This window comes from Paenibacillus sp. S-12 (genome assembly GCF_030363895.1).
GTDB lineage: Bacteria > Bacillota > Bacilli > Paenibacillales > Paenibacillaceae > Paenibacillus_B > Paenibacillus_B alvei.
Genome location: NZ_JASIUF010000003.1, coordinates 81075 through 98735 on the forward strand (window position 1 = coordinate 81075; position 17661 = coordinate 98735).

At 49.2% G+C, this 17661-nt stretch carries 16 protein-coding genes and 1 riboswitch; of the genes, 13 read left to right on the top strand and 3 right to left on the bottom strand.

All coding sequences use genetic code 11. From position 1 onward, the window contains the following. The first annotated feature begins 10 nt into the window (after positions 1-10). Both fabG and NO352_RS01755 read left to right on the top strand, forming a co-directional pair. Positions 11-754 carry a 3-oxoacyl-ACP reductase FabG gene (gene fabG, locus NO352_RS01750; RefSeq protein WP_289354796.1) on the top strand — a complete coding sequence of 248 codons (744 nt, stop codon included), beginning with the start codon at positions 11-13 and terminating at the stop codon, positions 752-754. Continuing rightward, on the top strand, positions 751-2361 hold the full coding sequence (locus NO352_RS01755) for an acyl CoA:acetate/3-ketoacid CoA transferase (RefSeq protein WP_289354797.1): 1611 nt from the start codon (positions 751-753) through the stop codon (positions 2359-2361). The genes fabG and NO352_RS01755 overlap by 4 nt, the downstream gene beginning before the upstream one ends. A gap of 435 nt (positions 2362-2796) precedes the next feature. Here NO352_RS01755 and NO352_RS01760 read toward each other — a convergent pair whose 3' ends face one another. Next, a complete protein-coding gene (locus NO352_RS01760) occupies positions 2797-4068 on the bottom strand; it encodes a DUF2515 family protein (RefSeq protein ID WP_289354798.1) in 1272 nt (423 codons plus the stop codon). Positions 4069-4294: 226 nt separating this feature from the next. On the opposite strand from NO352_RS01760, the gene NO352_RS01765 reads away from it, so the two are divergent. Further along, positions 4295-4633, top strand: a complete 339-nt coding sequence (locus NO352_RS01765) for a thioredoxin family protein (RefSeq protein ID WP_005551100.1) — start codon at positions 4295-4297, stop codon at positions 4631-4633. A gap of 294 nt (positions 4634-4927) precedes the next feature. Further along, complete coding sequence (locus NO352_RS01770; RefSeq protein ID WP_268620006.1) at positions 4928-5896, top strand: COX15/CtaA family protein; 969 nt, start codon at positions 4928-4930, stop codon at positions 5894-5896. A gap of 134 nt (positions 5897-6030) precedes the next feature. Here NO352_RS01770 and NO352_RS01775 read toward each other — a convergent pair whose 3' ends face one another. Next, positions 6031-6165, bottom strand: a complete 135-nt coding sequence (locus NO352_RS01775) for a hypothetical protein (RefSeq protein WP_005551097.1) — start codon at positions 6163-6165, stop codon at positions 6031-6033. 308 nt (positions 6166-6473) lie between these two features. On the opposite strand from NO352_RS01775, the gene NO352_RS01780 reads away from it, so the two are divergent. From NO352_RS01780 to NO352_RS01820, 9 genes are all read left to right on the top strand, one after another. Further along, complete coding sequence (locus NO352_RS01780; RefSeq protein ID WP_262866866.1) at positions 6474-8267, top strand: UbiD family decarboxylase; 1794 nt, start codon at positions 6474-6476, stop codon at positions 8265-8267. A gap of 5 nt (positions 8268-8272) precedes the next feature. Then, entirely contained in the window at positions 8273-8968 is a 696-nt protein-coding gene (locus tag NO352_RS01785) for a Cthe_2314 family HEPN domain-containing protein (protein ID WP_268620007.1), read from the top strand. Between the two features lie 77 nt (positions 8969-9045). Further along, positions 9046-9186, top strand: a riboswitch (SAM riboswitch). A 253-nt stretch (positions 9187-9439) separates the two neighbouring features. After that, on the top strand, positions 9440-10465 hold the full coding sequence (locus tag NO352_RS01790; protein ID WP_040736976.1) for a methionine ABC transporter ATP-binding protein: 1026 nt from the start codon (positions 9440-9442) through the stop codon (positions 10463-10465). Further along, positions 10465-11130: a methionine ABC transporter permease gene (locus NO352_RS01795; protein WP_005551092.1), complete on the top strand. Its 666-nt coding sequence runs from the start codon at positions 10465-10467 to the stop codon at positions 11128-11130. Before NO352_RS01790 ends, NO352_RS01795 begins: the two co-directional genes overlap by 1 nt. 230 nt (positions 11131-11360) lie before the next feature. Next, positions 11361-12203, top strand: coding sequence for a MetQ/NlpA family ABC transporter substrate-binding protein (locus NO352_RS01800; RefSeq protein WP_262866865.1), 843 nt, complete (start codon positions 11361-11363; stop codon positions 12201-12203). A 234-nt stretch (positions 12204-12437) separates the two neighbouring features. After that, positions 12438-13220: an SDR family oxidoreductase gene (locus NO352_RS01805; protein ID WP_163978914.1), complete on the top strand. Its 783-nt coding sequence runs from the start codon at positions 12438-12440 to the stop codon at positions 13218-13220. Between the two features lie 125 nt (positions 13221-13345). After that, the gene (locus NO352_RS01810) at positions 13346-14518 is read left to right on the top strand and encodes a sugar diacid recognition domain-containing protein (protein ID WP_005551086.1); all 1173 of its coding nucleotides are present in this window, start codon (positions 13346-13348) and stop codon (positions 14516-14518) included. 191 nt (positions 14519-14709) lie between these two features. Further along, the gene (locus NO352_RS01815; RefSeq protein ID WP_005551085.1) at positions 14710-15978 is read left to right on the top strand and encodes a GntP family permease; all 1269 of its coding nucleotides are present in this window, start codon (positions 14710-14712) and stop codon (positions 15976-15978) included. Positions 15979-16134: 156 nt separating this feature from the next. Then, a complete protein-coding gene (locus NO352_RS01820; protein WP_005551083.1) occupies positions 16135-17280 on the top strand; it encodes a glycerate kinase in 1146 nt (381 codons plus the stop codon). A gap of 118 nt (positions 17281-17398) precedes the next feature. Here the strand turns inward: NO352_RS01820 and NO352_RS01825 are convergent, their stop codons facing one another. Beyond that, positions 17399-17644 carry a NifU family protein gene (locus NO352_RS01825; RefSeq protein WP_005551082.1) on the bottom strand — a complete coding sequence of 82 codons (246 nt, stop codon included), beginning with the start codon at positions 17642-17644 and terminating at the stop codon, positions 17399-17401. Between the last annotated feature and the right edge of the window lie 17 nt (positions 17645-17661).

Consider the following 17661-nt stretch of genomic DNA (forward strand, 5'->3'; position numbering starts at 1 on the left):
GAGATTAATCATGAAGCTTACAGGGAAAACGGCAATTATTACAGGCGGAGCAAATGGGATTGGACTTGCGGCGACCCGCTTATTTCTAGAAGAAGAGGCGAATGTTGTCATCGCTGATTTCAATGAGGCGGCAGGACAGCAAGTGATTGAAGGACTGGCGAGCGAACAGCGTGATCGCGCATTATTCGTAAAGACCAATGTAGCTGATGAGGAAAGTGTGCGACAACTGATGAAGCAGACGGTTGCGCAGTTCGGCGGTATCGATATATTGATTAACAATGCCGGAATCACGCGTGATGCGATGCTGTTGAAAATGACTCCCGAGCAATGGCAGGATGTAATTAATGTGAATTTGAACGGAGTATTCTTATGTACCCGGCACGCCGCCCCTTATATGGCTGCGCAAGGCAAGGGCAAGATTATTAACACCTCATCAATCGTTGGCGTTCAAGGCAATATTGGGCAGACCAACTATGCAGCAACGAAAGCAGGCGTTATTGGCATGACGCGTACATGGGCCCGCGAGCTAGGCTATAAAGGCATATGCGTCAATGCAGTTGCACCGGGCTTCATTGCTACAGAAATGGTGGCAAAAATGCCTGAAAAAATCATTGAAGGTATGCGCGATAAAGTGCCGCTGCGTCGTCTAGGACAGCCAGTTGATGTTGCACAGGCGTATCTGTTCCTGGCGTCAGATGCGGCTGATTATGTGAACGGAACGGTGCTGGAAGTGAACGGAGGGTTGTCCATTTGAATGGAGTAGACGCTCATCTCAGCTTGGCAGGTAATAGGATCGATCAAGGAGGCAATCAACAGCGCGCTTCACGTTGCGGGACACGTGTCATGAGTGCAGATGAAGCAGTGGCGCTCATTGCTGATCATGCAACAGTTGCGGTAGGCGGCTTTGCCGGATGCGCGAATCCTGAAGCGCTGACGTCAGCGCTCGAGCGCCGCTTCTTGAACGAGGCTGCACCAATTGGGCTTACGGTTGTCTATGCAGCAGGGCAAGGCGATGGTGCTGTGCGCGGTGCTAATCATCTTGCGCATGAAGGAATGGTGAAGCGGGTTATTGGAGGGCATTGGGGGCTCGCACCGCGTCTGGGTGCGCTTGCGCTCGATAACCGCATCGAAGCATACAATCTTCCGCAAGGTGTAATCGTGCATCTCTATCGCGATATTGCCGCAGGCCGGGCAGGAACGTTAACTCATGTCGGGCTTCATACCTTCGTTGACCCAAGGAATGGCGGAGGAAGATTGAATGCGAGGACGGAGGAGGAACTGGTAGAGGTGGTGCAGCTCGGGGGACAAGAGCAACTTTTTTATCGAGCCTTCCCGATTCATTGTGCATTCATACGCGGCACTTCGGCAGACGAGCGGGGCAATATTTCGATGGAGCGAGAGGCGGTAACATTGGAGATGCTGGCTCTTGCACAAGCTGCACGGAATAGCGGAGGGATTGTGATTGCCCAAGTAGAGCGCGTAGTGCCAAAAGGAGCCCTCCATTCGAAGCAGGTAGTGGTCCCAGGCATGCTGATCGATGCTGTTGTCGTTGCTGCTCCAGAGGAACATGCGATGACGTTCGCTGAGGGATACAATCCTGCATATGCGGGCGATGCTGTACCCGAGTCATCCTCTGCATATGTGACTCCGATGGCGCGAGACGAGCGTCTTGTTATTGCACGGCGTACCCTAATGGAAATACCCCCGCACAGCGTTGTTAACCTTGGCATTGGACTCCCGGAGGGAGTCGGCTATGCAGCGCTTGAATTCGGTCGGACGGATATGACGATGCTGCTTGAATCAGGACCTGTAGGGGGAATCCCCGCCAGAGGCTTGAGCTTCGGTGCATCAGCCTTTGCAGAAGCGGTTATCGATCAGCCGGCACAATTCGATTTCTTCGATGGGGGCGGTATTGATGTAGCCTGTCTGGGAATGGCAGAGGCGGACGGATGCGGGAATGTGAATGTCAGTCTGTATGGCGGCAAGCTGACCGGCTGCGGTGGCTTTATTAATATTAGTCAAAATGCGAAGCGGCTTGTCTTCTGCTCCACCTTTACCGCTGGCGGGCTTAAGGTGGAATTGGCTGATGGGGGGCTGCGTATTCTACAGGAAGGGCGATTCCGCAAGTTCGTCAAACAGGTTGAGCATCTTACATTTTGTGCAGATTATGCGGAACAACGCGGCATTGAAGTGCTGTATGTAACAGAACGAGCCGTGTTCCGCTTGCATGCGGGTGAATTGGAACTTATCGAGATCGCAAAGGGCATCTCGTTGGAAAAGGATCTCTTAGCCAACATGGACATTGTGCCTCGTATAAGCCCACAGCTAAAGTGGATGGAGGAGAGCTTGTTTCAACAGTGAAGTCTCACAAGCAAGTTGGCTATTATCTATAAAATGATATCTGGATTTGAAAAGGTCGAGTTAGGGGGACCATTTGTGCCCAAACTCGATCTTTTGCTCATAATTTACTGCCCTCAGCTCAGCTTTACCTTATAAAGCTTCCCGTTCTACTTCATATTTTTATATTTAGTTATAGTTCGATGTACGGGATAATCATCGCTTTTCAGGATTATTTCCCGGGAAAGCTCTTTTTCTCATTTAAGGATGCGAACGGGTTGGTTTCCCACACTTTGTTGAATTCTTTAACGATCCGTATAACGTATATTCTTTCAAACGTGCATTTGCGCGGTATGAAGGCATTAAACCGGATGAATACGTGGAATCAGCGGTATGAACAGAAAAGGACACTTTTGGGGAAGTGTCCTTTATTGCTGCAATCGAAAGGAAGCTGTTTCGTCAGCTCTTACCCGGATGAATGAAGCCAGCGAGCGATGCGGTCTCCCGCCACATCCGATCATGTGAGCTAGTCATATCAGCCTGCATAGGAGGCTGTATCGGTTGAAGATGCTGGTACATACGCTCATCTATGAACCAATCGCCCTCTTCAATTTGCCGGGCAGGTTCGTCCTTCCATACATCGATTAAGGTTGGGCTGTATGCACGGTGTAAACGAGACAGTTCAGGTTTGTCAGATGGGGCAGTATGCTTGACAAAGCGATGCGGCCAATAATCTGCCCGTGATCCAGTATGCGGAACAGCTCTCATAAATCGAACAGCACCGTTATAAATATGAGGGGTGTGTAGCAATAGCGCATACAGCTTTTTGCCAAAGGTAATCCGTTCATCCAAGTCCGTAAAGTTTCCAAGATTTAACCCGACGAGCGGAACCGCCTCCTCTTCTCGCGGCGAAGGCACGCCGAGCGGGAAAATAACCTGATTCATTTGCATCCACCCATGCAGCTGAAAGTCCCATTCATTAAGTACGTGTGCGCGATATGTAGGGTTTTGTATCACTCTGCCTTCAATTACGTTCTGTTCGTTAATGATAAGTGCCGTCGTGAGCAGCGAACTTGTCTGCTGCACCCAAAAGCCATCCCAGAATGGGGTCATGAACGAAGATACGCCGAAGGCCGGGAGGAGGTGGAACAGGCTTTTCCCAGCACGGCGGCTCGCTGCATACAGGAGCAACTGTGGATATGCATCGTGAAAAATGAGCGCATTTGAGCGCTCCAGCACGCGATACGTCCATAGTCTATGGTTCGCATTCATTATGCGCGGCAGCCATTCGCCCTGCAGATCGGTCATGCTCCAGCCACCATTACGAGAGACCATATGTGCGAGCAAAGCCCAATGCAATTCGGGGTAGGATTGATAGATCCGTCCATAGGCTGCAGTACGAGAAATGTTGTTGCGGTTGGATGTACGCACGGAGTTTTGAATTTGCCGAATGAGTTTCCATTCTTCCGGTGAAAATTCTGCATCTCCTCGATCTCGGAAGACACTGACAGTTCCATGTTGGCGAATCTTCTCATTCAGCAGTCTGCTGGCCTGTTCTTCTGCTCGCTTGGCTGCTGCGCGATTCCAATCAAGGGATGGGCGCTCCCGCCAATGTACAACTTGTTGATATAGTTCATTCCAAGTTGAACGAACGACACTGTATGCCGTATCGAACGTGTGGCGCATAAGCTCTACCGCATGGCGCATCCGCTTGGAAAAGTTGGACAGCATCGATTGTTCCCCTCCATTTCGAGACGACGATACGTGACCGAATTCAATGATTTTCTTCATAGTATGCCCAAAAACAGGCGTAGACGTTCATGTGTGCAGTTTGACTTTTCTATTCTCCAAATGTTATAAGTTCAAGAAAGCAGGAAGTATTCGAAGTGCACCTGTTGGGAGTAGGAAATAGAAGTTCTATGTTTGATTTCGTGAATTAGTTGGGAGTGAAGCGTGTATGGAAAGAATAGAAACAGTTGAGCGTTTCAATGAGGTCATCTCGCAAGAGGAGCCGGTTGTAGCCGTATTTAAAACATCCTGGTGCCCAGATTGCCATTTTATCGATCCTTTCATGCCTGAAGTTGAGGCCAACTACGCAGGTAAGGTGACATTCGTTGAAATCGATTCCGAGAAGCTTCTTGATGTTGCACAGCAATATCATATTTTGGGTATCCCAAGCTTCGTAGCCTTTAAAGGCGGCAAGGAAACCATTCGCTTTGTGAACAAGCTGCGCAAGACTCGTACAGAAATCGAGCAGTTCGTTGATCGGGCAATAGCTGTATCTGCTGCAATATAACAAAATATCGTCAATAGTGCACATATAAGAACCGTCCCATCTTCATTGATTGGGACGGTTTTTCTTATCGTAAGAAGGCGGGTAATTCCGAAAAAATGAAACCGGTATCCGAGCTCATCAGCTATCTGTGTTCTTTGTGGAAAAACCTAGAGGCAGCTTTTCATAAGGAAGATGTAATATTTGTCACAATTTAGCCGTACATTCAGCTAGGAAATCTTGTATAATGGAGGACGATTGGAACTGTTTTCATAATTTGTAATGGTAAAAAATTGAACAACGGGTCAGGTGAAACTAGTGAACGGGAACATCTACCGTATATTGAAGCGGTTATCTTACGCGGTTTGCATCGGTATGTTTATCGTAGTGTTAAACGGAGCGCTTGTTACGAAGACAGGCTCCGGAAGTGGCTGCGGCACGGATTGGCCACTATGCAATGGCAAGTTTGTTCCGGCATATACGATCGAATCCATGATCGAATATTCTCACCGATCTGTGACAGGTGTTGTGGGATTGCTTGTTCTGGCCTTGTTCATTTACGTTATTCGCTATGCGAAGCATCATCGTGAGGCGCTGTGCTACTCTTCACTCACCTTGTTATTCACCGTTATCCAAGCAATTATGGGAGCGCTTGCGGTAGTCTATACTCAGTCTCCGCCTGTTATGGCGCTTCACTTCGGCTTCTCACTGCTGGCCTTCGCCTCTTCCTTTATGATGAGCGTAGTGGCACGGCGTTATGAACGAGGCAGTGGGTCGGTGTCGGCCGACAGCTTTATTCGTGCAGAGTTTCGATATGGAGTATGGTTTACTCTTCTGTATACCTACATCGTGATTTATGTGGGCGCATTTGTCAGACATACGGATTCTTCGGGGGCGTGTATGGGATGGCCGCTATGCAACGGCGAATGGATTCCGGAGCTGTCGGGGGGAACGGGGATTGCTTTCATGCATCGTGTCGCCGCAGCATTATTGTTTGTCGTCATCGCGATTATGTCTCATTTTGCTTACCATAGTCACAAGGACAATCGAGAGATTCAACTGTGCGGCATATGGGCGCTTATTTTATGCGCAGCCCAAATTGCAAGCGGTGCAGTCGTGGCCAGCACGATCACGAACCCAGATTTATTCCTCTTTGCAAGCTTATTACATACGGTATTAATTTGCGGCTTGTTCAGTGTGTTGTGTTATATGAGTGTGCGTGTATGGCAATTGCGTCGTAAGCAGGAATGGACAAATGGCGGGGCTTCCGCTTCTGTAGGGAAATAGAAAAAGTACAAGTGAGTTAGCAGCTTGAATTGTGTGTATAAATTAAAGAAGCAGATCGCTTAATGGTGGACAATGCGGATTGTCAGCGAGGGATAAGCGAGCTGCTTCTTTTTCTCAGATACACATTCATTGAATTAAGCGCCTTCCTTCACTTGCTGAGTTTCATTGGAGTGCGCACCAAGCAATACGATGGATGCTGCTGCTTTTGCTGCTGCCAACCAGCGAACATTCCAAGGCTTGCTTACGACCGCTGTATTGTTGTTTTTCATGTCAATCTACCTCCTGTTAATTTTGCTTGTGTTCCCTTTGATGTCCTCATTGTACATGCAATATCCCGCTCGTACCATGCAATCGGCTTACGGCTATCTTACAATGTCGTAATAATGTTGCAAGTTGTCTGTCCAGTCAGGCTTTAGGTTCACTTCAAAAACAGCTATACTACAGGAGAGGAAGTTTTCAATTTCATAAATGCCGTTTCGTTTGTAAATGCAATTTTTTGCAGACATCGTGCGGCATCCACGTAACTGTTAATGAACAGCAGCACAGATATGCTTATTTTTTCAAGGAGGGCTCGTAGTTGTCATTTACGAATATTCGCGACTTTGTCGACACACTGAAGCGTGAGAATGACCTAGTCGTTATTGAAACGGAAGTAGATCCGTATTTGGAAATAGCAGAAATTCATCGGCGCGTCATAGAAGAGGCTGGCCCTGCGCTCTTGTTCACGAATGTGAAGGGCAGCCCATTTGCAGTGACGACGAACCTGTTCGGTACGATGCGCCGGGTAGATATGGCTTTCGGAACGCGTCCAGAACAATTCGCCAATAAGTGCGTAGAAGCCGTAAACCGTCTTATGCCCCCGTCTCCGAAAAAGTTGTGGGAAGAGCGCTCAACGGTTAAGGAGCTGTTCAGCCTGATGAAGGTCGGCATGAAGAATGTATCTGCCTCCCAAGCCCCGATTATGGCAGTGAAGCGTACGGACAAGCCGATGCACGGTTTGCCGGCCTTAACGAGCTGGCAGCTGGATGGCGGACCGTTCATCACGCTTCCGCTTGTATATACGGAACATCCGGTTCTGAAGAGCGCCGATCACAATCTCGGCATGTATCGCATCCAAATTTATGATGACCAGACTACTGGCGTGCACTGGCAGATTCAAAAGGGCGGCGGCTTCCATCATCATGAGGCAGAGCTGCGCAATGAAGCGCTTCCGGTATCCGTTATAGTCGGCGGCCCGCCGGCTCTTATTGCGGCAGCAATTGCGCCATTGCCTGAGAAGCTGCCTGAGCTGTTAATGGCATCCTTCGTTATGGGTGAACGACTTCCAGTTGTGGACAGCGGTTTCGAAGGACATCGTATCCCAGCGGAAGCAGAATTTGTTATCCAAGGCTATGTTCCACCGCATGAACGCCGCATGGAGGGGCCATTTGGCGACCATTACGGCTATTACTCGTGGGCACATGAATTTCCATTCTTAAATGTGAAACACATGTATCACCGTAAAAATGCAATTTACCCGGCTACAATCGTTGGCAAGCCGCGTCAAGAAGATTATTACCTAGGCGAGTACCTGGTCAGATTGTTGTCGCCGGCGTTCCCGATGGTCATGCCAACGGTGCGCAAGGTACATCCATATCCAGAAACAGGCGTTCACTCGCTGGCGGCAGCTGTCGTTCGGGAGAGCTACTCTCGCGAAGCGCTACTATCAGGCTTCCGCATTCTTGGCGAGGGCCAGCTCAGCTTGACGAAGTTCTTGATGCTGACCGATCAGCCGGTCGATTTGGAGAACTTTGCAGAGCTTACAGAAGCGGTTCTGGAGCGTTTCAAGCCAGAAACGGATTTGTACGTCATTAATAATACGTCCCATGACACACTTGACTATACGGGGCATAAGCTGAATCATGGCAGCAAGGGCATCATGCTTGGGGTTGGTGAAGTCGTTCGTGAATTGCCTGGCTCGTACGAAGAAGGCCCGATCGACGAAATTAACGATGTGGCTGTATTTTGCCGCGGCTGCTTGACGATGTCCGGCGCTTCGTATGAAGCAGAGCCGCAACTGGCGGAACGACTGCTTCAGCGTCTCGCTGCACAAGAGACGAAATGGCCGCTCGTCTTCCTTGTTGACGATGCTCAGGTGGCAAATACTCAATTGTCATTCTTGTGGACAGTGTTTACGCGATTTAACCCCGCATCTGATATATACGCGGCAATGGAAGTCCGTAATCACCATCTCTCATATAAATTGCCAATCGTTATCGATGCCCGCATGAAGCCGGGGTATCCAGATGAACTATTCCCGCGTGAGGATATTGTGGAATTGGTCGACCGTCGTTGGAAAGACTATTTCCCAAACGGAATTAAGCGGGGGTGAATTCCATGCTGCGCAGCTTGTTCGGGGAGCCGCCCCGTGTTGACAGTGGAATGTTGAAGGATGCCATGGCAGAGATGGACAATTATTTGGAAGCCGTACACAGTCAGATGGAAGGTACAGGCGATCCTGATCACTTCTGGCGCAAGGTGGAAGTGTGGACGGTCGGAATTAAGACCTCCTTAGACGAATTGGAGCAAAGCGTATACGCATCTGACAAATTTGCCGATCGGGTATCGAAGCATTATGAAGCAGAGATGACGCAAGCCGAACAGGACGATTATTACCGGTATGTCTATTTTTATAAAAATGGGTTTATTCGCGTATTTTCGATTTTGGACAAGCTTGGAATGCTTCTGAATAATGTTCTTGCACTGGAAACGGAGAAGGTGAAGCATCATTTCTCTTATTTTACGGTGCTCCGCCAATTGCGCTTCAAGGGGCAGCATCCTGAGTTGGAGCATGCTCTCACGGCTCTGAAGGAGGGGCATGGGGATGCGCTTCAGCGGTTGCGCAAGCGGCGCAATATGGAGATTCATCATATGAACCCAGAAATGCAAGATGATTTATGGCAGCGTCATCGCAGTTTGAATGGCAAGATTCAGCTGGAGGACATTCAGGCGAACGTAGCTGATTTGCAGCATGGCCTGGAGATGGTGTGTGGGGCACTGACCCTTGTATTTCGGTTGCTTCCCGTTAAGTAATGGAATTGAAAAGGGAATAAAAGTTAATTGACAACTTTCACCTGCTGCTATATACTCAATTTAATTTCATAACTGTGTTCTTATCAAGAGTGGCGGAGGGACAGGCCCTGCGAAGCCCGGCAACCGATCTTGCAACCCGGATGTATAACAATGTTATACGATTGCAAGATGTCAATGGTGCTAATTCCTTCAGAACATGATGTTCTGGCAGATAAGAAAGGGAGAGTCGATTTTCCATCTGGTTTCTTTACAGAATACCGAGTATCCGCCCCCTTTTGGCATCTGCCAAGAGGGGGCTTTTTGCATAGCAGGCCAAACCGCTTCTGATACATTCACCAAGAAGAAAGTTAAGCAAAATGGTATATTCGGCCACAGTTCATGAGAGGATACAGCAGACGAATAGATATAGGAGATTGCAATTGCCCTCCTACCTATTCAAGAATTGCAAGCATGGAGGAAGGTGACGATTCGTTGATTCGTTTGGAACATATAAGCAAGCGATATGATTCGCGCGGCAAGGCACAAGGCCTGTTGGCGCTGGATGATGTAAGCCTGACTGTTGAAGCAGGCGAAATCTATGGTATTATTGGGCACTCAGGTGCAGGTAAGAGTACGCTGCTCCGCAGCATTAACCTGCTGGAAAGACCTACAACTGGCCTAGTTGAGGTCGATGGAGTTGACTTGACGAAGCTGTCGAAGTCCGCACTTCAGCAGCAGCGTCGCAAGGTTGGGATGATTTTCCAGCATTTTAATCTGCTTAGTTCAGCGACGGTATATGACAATATTGCCTTCCCGATGCGCTTGGCGGGAAAAGCCAAGGGGAAAGTGGAAGAAAAGGTGAATGAGCTAATCCGGCTTGTTGGGCTCGAGGAGCACAAGAACAAATACCCGTCCCAGTTGTCCGGGGGGCAAAAGCAGCGCGTAGGCATTGCACGTGCGCTAGCGAATGATCCGAAGGTACTGCTCTGTGATGAAGCTACGTCGGCGCTTGATCCGCAGACGACCAATGCAATCTTGGATTTGCTTCTGGATATTAACCGCAAATTCGGGATTACAATTGTGCTGATCACTCACGAAATGCATGTCATACAGGCAATATGCGACAAGGTTGCAGTCATCCATGGCGGTAAGATTGCAGAGGAAGGCAAGGTTGTAGACGTATTCTTGAAGCCTCAGCATGCCGTCACGAGAGAGTTCATTCTTGAAGAGCGCAGCGATGCAGATATTCAGCCTTGGGCTGCCTTCAAAAGTCAGGCTGCGGCTCATTCCCGTGTTGTTAAAATCAACTACCTTGGCGATGTTACGTATGAACCGGTACTGCACCGTATTCTAACGGAAGCGGGAGTCAGCTTCGCAATACTGCAAGGGACGATTTCTCGCATGAAGGATATTCCATACGGGCAGTTGGTCGTTCGCCTAGACGGCGACACGGATGCTGTGGAGCAATCGCTGCAATCTTTGCGGGCACAAGGTCTTGAAGTGGAGGTGATCGCGTAATGAAGCTCGATTTCTCTACTGTCAATTGGAGCGATGTGTCCTCCGCAACCGGACAGACGCTGCAAATGATGCTCTTCTCTGTTTTGTTCACGTTTCTCATCGGCCTGCCGCTTGGCGTGCTCCTGTATTTAACAGGCCGCACGAAGAGTGTTGGTGGAAAGCTGGTATACAGTGTACTGTCGTTCATTGTAAATGTGCTGCGCTCGGTGCCGTTCGTTATTCTCATGATTGCTATCATACCGATTACGCGTATTATTGTAGGCACATCTATCGGCGTAGAAGGAACCATTCCTCCGCTTGTTATCGCGGCTGCACCGTTCTTCGCACGGCTAGTTGAGACTTCGCTTCGCGAGGTCGACCGCGGCGTGATTGAAGCGGCTCAGGCAATGGGTGCATCTACATGGCAAATTGTATGCAGAGTTCTGCTGCCAGAAGCAATGCCGGGCTTGATTGCAGGAACAACGATTACTGCGGTAACACTTGTATCGTATACGGCAATGTCAGGTCTCATCGGCGGCGGTGGTCTCGGTGATCTCGCGATTCGCTATGGATACCATCGTTATGAATTCGAAATGATGATTGTTGCTATCATCATTATGATTGTGCTCGTGCAAGTGCTGCAATGGATCGGTGATGCGTTCGTTCGCCGCTTTACGAGAAAATAATAAAAAATTATTGTGCTGAGGCGGTCATTTTGTGGTCGCCGACAGCACAAAGTATGATATAATCCAAGTAATACAATTGGAATTATCGGGAGTGTTCATCATTTTTAGGCGGGATGACATGATAAATTGCATCTCAATACCTAATACTTAATGGAAGCATGCTCTTGGGAGCTTCAACTTACACCAAATATATAATCAAAACGGGGATTTTGGAAGGAGTAGTGAATCACATGAAAAAGTGGACTTTTGTATTGACGCTTATTACGCTCGTAGCGGTGCTCGCTGCTTGCGGCAACAAGAATACTGGCGATAACACGAACGCTTCTGGTGAGGCAGGCAAGTCTGGCACGGAGAAAGTGAAGCTTGTCGTAGGCGCAACGCCGGTACCTCATGCGGAAATTTTGAATCATATTAAGCCAAAGCTGGCTGAACAAGGAATTGATCTGGAAATTCAGGAGTTTACGGATTATGTACAGCCTAACGTACAGGTGCATGAGAAGCAGCTTGATGCGAACTTCTTCCAGCATAAGCCGTACATGGACAATGAAGTGAAATCAAAGGGATATAATTTGGTGAGTGTTGGCAATGTTCACGTAGAACCATTCGGCGCTTATTCCAAAAAGATTAAATCGGTTAGCGAAATTGCAGATGGCGCAACGGTATCGATTCCGAACGACGCAACAAATGGGGGGCGTGCGCTGCTGTTGCTGGAGAAGCAAGGACTTATCAAGCTGAAAGATGGCGTAGGTCTTGAAGCGACAGTGAACGATATTGCGGAAAATCCAAAAAATCTGAAGTTTAAAGAGTTGGAAGCTGCAATGCTGCCGCGTACGCTTGATGAAGTAGACTTTGCGCTTGTTAATACGAACTATGCATTGCAAGCAAATTTGAATCCTACGAAGGATGCGTTGTTCATTGAAGATAAAGATTCCCCATACGCGAACATCCTGACTTCTCGCGATGACAACAAGGATAGCGACGCAATGAAAAAATTGCTTGCTGCTTTGCAGTCCGATGATGTGAAGAAATTTATCGAAGACAAGTACAAAGGTGCAATCGTCCCTGCCTTCTAATGATGGCGCGTCGATTCAGTAATCCATGAACAAATGCCCTGAAAGTAAGCTGCCTTTTGAGAAAGGTGGTGTTTTCAGGGCTTTTTTATTTCACTCTGATAGATGGGAAGCGTCGTATTTCTGATTCCTGTAAGGAAGCTTCGATCCGTTCCTAACGCAAAGTTGTTCTGTTAAGACAAATGACTTATACTGAACGTGGAAGTTCTTTGAAGCGCTCAGAAGGAGGATTATGACGTGGAACAGCAGCGTAAAATTGCTCTTATTACGGGGAGCGCCAAAGGCCTCGGGAAGATGACAGCTATGGCATTGGCCGAAGCCGGGCATAATATTGTTCTGAATTACGTACATAGTGAGACAGAGGCTGAAGCACTGCGTCACCAGCTTGAGGAAACAGGAATACGCTGTATTGCCATTCGTGCTGATATATCCAAGCCGGAGGAAGTCAAGCGGCTCGTTCAGGAAATGAATGAGCGCATAGGTCCAGCTGATATTGTGGTGAACAATGCAGGGCCTTTCATTAGGGAGCGGCGATTGTTCGCCGAATATTCGGAAGAAGAAATCATGTATTTATTGAATGGAAATCTAAGCGGTGTCATTTTGCTTGATCATTTGTTACTTGGATCGATGAGGGAAAAAGGCTGGGGGCGCATCATCCATTATGGTTTTGGTCATGCCTCCGAAGCTCGCTCTTGGCCGCATAGGGCCGTGTATGCTGCTGCTAAAGTGGGGTTAGTGTCTTTCACGAAGACATTGGCCGTAGAGGAAGCGCAAAATGGCATTACGGTAAATATGATTTGCCCAGGCGACATTCGGGGCGACAACAAGGAGCGGAAGATCGAAGAAGTGCTTCATTTGACAGATGAGGAAACGCCGCGCGGCCGTCCTGGCAGCGGGGAAGATGTAACGCGAGTTATTCGGTTCCTATGTGAGGATGCATCGGACTTTGTTACAGGCAATATTATTAATGTCTCAGGTGGACTCGACCCGATTCGTACAACGATAAGCTCGAAATCTTAATGCTGCATGTACGCCCCGTTGGCTGACTGGCACAGCGCATGCTGTGCTCGGTTGGAACGAGGGCGTTTTCATATTCTGAGGAGACTATGCTCCAGCGATTTTAGCGTGGTGGGTGGTAGATAGACATGAGTTGGCTGACAAAGCAATTGGCGCAAGAAATCGTCACGCGGACGATGCAGGTTATTGGCTACAATGTAAATGTGATGGATGAGCGCGGACGCATTATTGGTTCAGGCGATCCATCTCGTATGAACCAGAAGCATGAAGGGGCACTCATTGCCATAGAGCGCAAGGGCCGGTTCGAAATCGACGAAGAGAGCGCACGCAATCTTCATGGTGTTATGCCAGGGACGAATCTCGTTATTCAATTTCGCGGCGAGGTTGTTGGTGTGATCGGGATTACCGGCGATCCAGCGGAAGTGACAAAGTATGGGGAGCTCGTCAAGATGACGGCCGAGATGTATTTGGAGCAGGCAGATTTATTAGAGAAGGCGCGTTGGGACAAGCGGATGAAGGAGGATTTTCTGCTATCGGTCATTCATGCGGAGCAAGGGGATCAGGCTATGCTTCGCCTGCAGGCGGAACGGATTGGATTGAAGCCGGACAAGCCGCGTGTCGCTTGTATTCTGGAGCTTACAGATGAACAAGATGCGGATTCTGTACCGACACTGCGGAGAGTTGTTGAGCTGTTAGAGGGCCGCCCAACTATTGAGCTTATCGCCATACGCAATACACGGCAAATTGTTCTTTTCAAGCCGCATCTTCATCCGCGCAAGCCGAATATGGATATATGCGAAGGCATTCGGCACATTCGGCAACTGCTGGAAGAGAGGCAGATTGCTCCGCTAAGAATAGCTGTAGGCAAAGCTTATTCAGGGATTGACGGTCTTATAGCCTCTTATCGATCTGCCCAAGATACAATGCGGGCAGGGCAGGCGATCCTGCCAGAGCAGACCGTATATTATAGTGATGATATGCCTAATGAAACTGTACTGGCAAATGTGAGTCACAGCTGGATTACGGATGAGTTGGAACAGATGTGGGAGAAATTTATACAGGAGGATCGAAGCGGGGAGCTGCGGCAGACGCTGCAGGTGTACTTCGTGGAAAGTGGAGAGCAGCAGCGGATCGCACAGCGTCTGGCAATTCACCGCAATACGCTTCGATATCGTCTTCAGCGGATTGCTGATGTGACCGGCAAGGATCCGAAGAGCTATCGCGACCTATTTACCTTAATGACCGCCGGATGGCTTTACGAGATGAGACCCAGCCGCGAAGTCCAGCGCCCTGAGCATTAAGGAGGTAGTTTTCTCAAGTGGTACCTCTACTCCTAAGGAGTCGATCGCAGATCGTTGGATTGTGCATTTGAACAAAAACCGACTTTATAAAGCGCTTTATTTCATGTCAATGCATGATGAAGCGCTTTCATTTTAGAAGTAAAGTAAAAGTACAACAACGAAACACTGCATCTTCAAGGAGGATGGGGACTATGACAGTTACGGTATCTGTACTTGGCGCACTGGCGGCTTTGGCGGTTGCTATCGTGCTTATTTTGCGGAAAGTCCCGCCGGCGTACGGCATGATGATTGGTGCACTGGTGGGGGGCGTAGTCGGAGGAATTGGTTTGGTGGATTCCGTTACGCTGATGATGGATGGGGCGAAGACGATGATTCCGGCGGTGCTGCGGATTTTAGCAGCAGGTATTCTGGCCGGAGTATTGATTGAATCCGGCGGTGCAAAGACCATTGCGGAAACCTTGGTGCGCAAGGTAGGCGAGACTCGCGCCTTGTTCGCACTAGCCTTTGCAACGATGGTATTGACGGCGGTAGGCGTATTTATTGATGTGGCGGTTATTACGGTAGCTCCGATCGCTCTTGCAATTGCACAGCGTGCAGATTTGTCCCGCATGGCGATATTGCTGGCGATGATTGGGGGCGGCAAGGCCGGCAACATTATGTCGCCGAACCCGAATGCGATTTCGGCGGCAGATGCTTTCCATGTGCCGTTGACTTCCATAATGGCAGCTGGTATTATCCCAGCCTTGATTGGTTTGTTCGTCACCTATTGGATTGCGAAGAAGTTGACGAATAAAGGGACTAAAATCGCATTGGCTGATCAGGTCGAAGAAAGCAAGGAGCAGCTTCCTAGCTTCTTAGCCGCGATGATGGCTCCAATTACCGCAATTGCGCTGCTGGCTTTGCGTCCGATAGCAGGGATTGTCATTGACCCGATTATCGCGCTTCCGGTCGGAGGCTTGGTAGGAGCGCTCTGTATGGGACGTCTCAAGCATATTAATCGATATGCGACTTCCGGTCTTGGCAAAATGACAGGTGTTGCTGTTATGCTCATCGGTACAGGGACACTTGCTGGCATTATTTCCAATTCGCAGCTTAAGGATGTCATTATTGACGGCTTAACGGCTTCTGGCTTGCCAGCATATTTGCTCGCACCAATCAGCGGCGCCTTGATGTCTTTAGCAACAGCTTCCACAACAGCAGGTACTGCTGTAGCCAGCTCGGTATTCGGATCGACCATTATGGAGCTTGGTGTTGCTTCCTTAGGGGCAGCAGCAATGATACATGCAGGGGCAACCGTATTCGACCATATGCCGCACGGAAGCTTCTTCCATGCTACCGGTGGCAGCGTAAATATGGCGATGAAGGAACGTCTTCGTCTTATCCCATATGAAACGCTAATCGGTCTTGTGCTCGCCATTGTATCAACGCTTGTATTCGGTGTCTTCGGCTGGTTCCTGTAAGCAGCGTACGGCATCCAATTGAATGGTAATAGCGAATGATAGAAATAACGGAGAAGTTCACTGGATCGTGAATAGGCTCTAATTAAGATATAGACAGATAGATGGACGTATTCGTCCAGGCAAAAAGTCAGATTGCATGGATAGGAGTGGATCAGCATGAAAATTGTAATTGCTCCAGACTCGTTTAAAGAAAGCTTGTCCGCATGGGAGGCATGCCAGGCGATTGGCCGTGGCTTGGAACGAGTATTCCCAGAAGCGGAACTGGTACATGTGCCGATGGCTGATGGCGGAGAAGGAACGGTACAGTCATTAGTCGACGCGACAGGTGGTCGAATTGTACGAACGACAGTGACTGGGCCGCTTGGAACACCAGTGGAAGGATTCTATGGCGTTCTCGGTGATGGCAAGTCAGCGGTCATTGAGATGGCAGCGGCGTCGGGACTGGCTCTTGTACCGCCAGAACAACGGAATCCGCTTGTAACGACGACGCGAGGAATGGGAGAACTGATTCTTTCTGCACTGAACGAGGGAGTAGAGACCATTATTCTTGGACTTGGCGGCAGCGCTACAAATGATGGTGGAGCTGGTATGGCGCAGGCGCTTGGGATACGGTTAATGACTGAAGACGGTACGGAAATCGGGTATGGCGGCGGTGAGCTTAGCCGTATCGCGCATATCGAAATGAGTGGTGTGGATCCACGGCTCGCAAGGGTAAAATTCATTGCAGCCTGTGACGTTGACAATCCGCTTGTCGGAGAACGCGGAGCCTCGGCTGTATTTGGCCCACAGAAGGGGGCGACAGCGGACATGGTGAAGCAGCTTGATGCGAACCTAGCTCACTATGCATCGCAGGTGCTGGCAGACGTAGGCTGTGATGTGGCCCATATGCCTGGCGCTGGTGCTGCAGGTGGGCTTGGAGCAGGAGTTGTAGCCTTCCTGCAAGCGGAATTAAAGCGCGGAGTAGATATTGTTGTCGATGCCACTGGATTGGCGGAACACGCTGCTGGTGCGGACATGGTGATTACCGGAGAAGGCAAAATTGATGGACAGACCATCTACGGCAAGACGCCTATTGGCGTAGCTAAAGCTGCCAAGCTGCATGATATACCCGTTATCGGAATTGCAGGTACACTTGCAGCAGGATATGAATCAGTTCATGAGCATGGAATTGATATGGTATTCACGATTGTGCCAGGGGTAACAACATTAGAGGATGCCATGCAGCATGCATCGGCAAATATGGAGCGTACCGCCTATAATATTGGAATGGCATTAAAGTTCGGGAAGCTGTTGAAATCGTAGCGGTAGCTGGATGCGGAAGCGGCAATTATCGTTTTCAATTCGGATTGAAAAAAGGCTGTCGCCGGCAGAACGAACTGCTGGCGGACAGCCTTTTGTCTTAGGAAGCCGAATGATTCAATTAGAATACTTGGACGACTTCTGTAATGCCTTCTACTTCTTCCACCAAAGCGCGTTCAATACCCGCTTTCAAAGTGATTGTGGAGCTTGGGCAGCTGCCGCAAGCGCCCATCAGGCGAAGCTTAACGATGCCGTCCTCAACATCAACCAATTCGACATCGCCGCCGTCGCGCTGCAAGAACGGGCGCAGTTTATCCAACACTTCCAGCACTTCATCGTAAATGCTGCTTTGTGCATTTTCGCTCATCTATGACAACTCCTTTC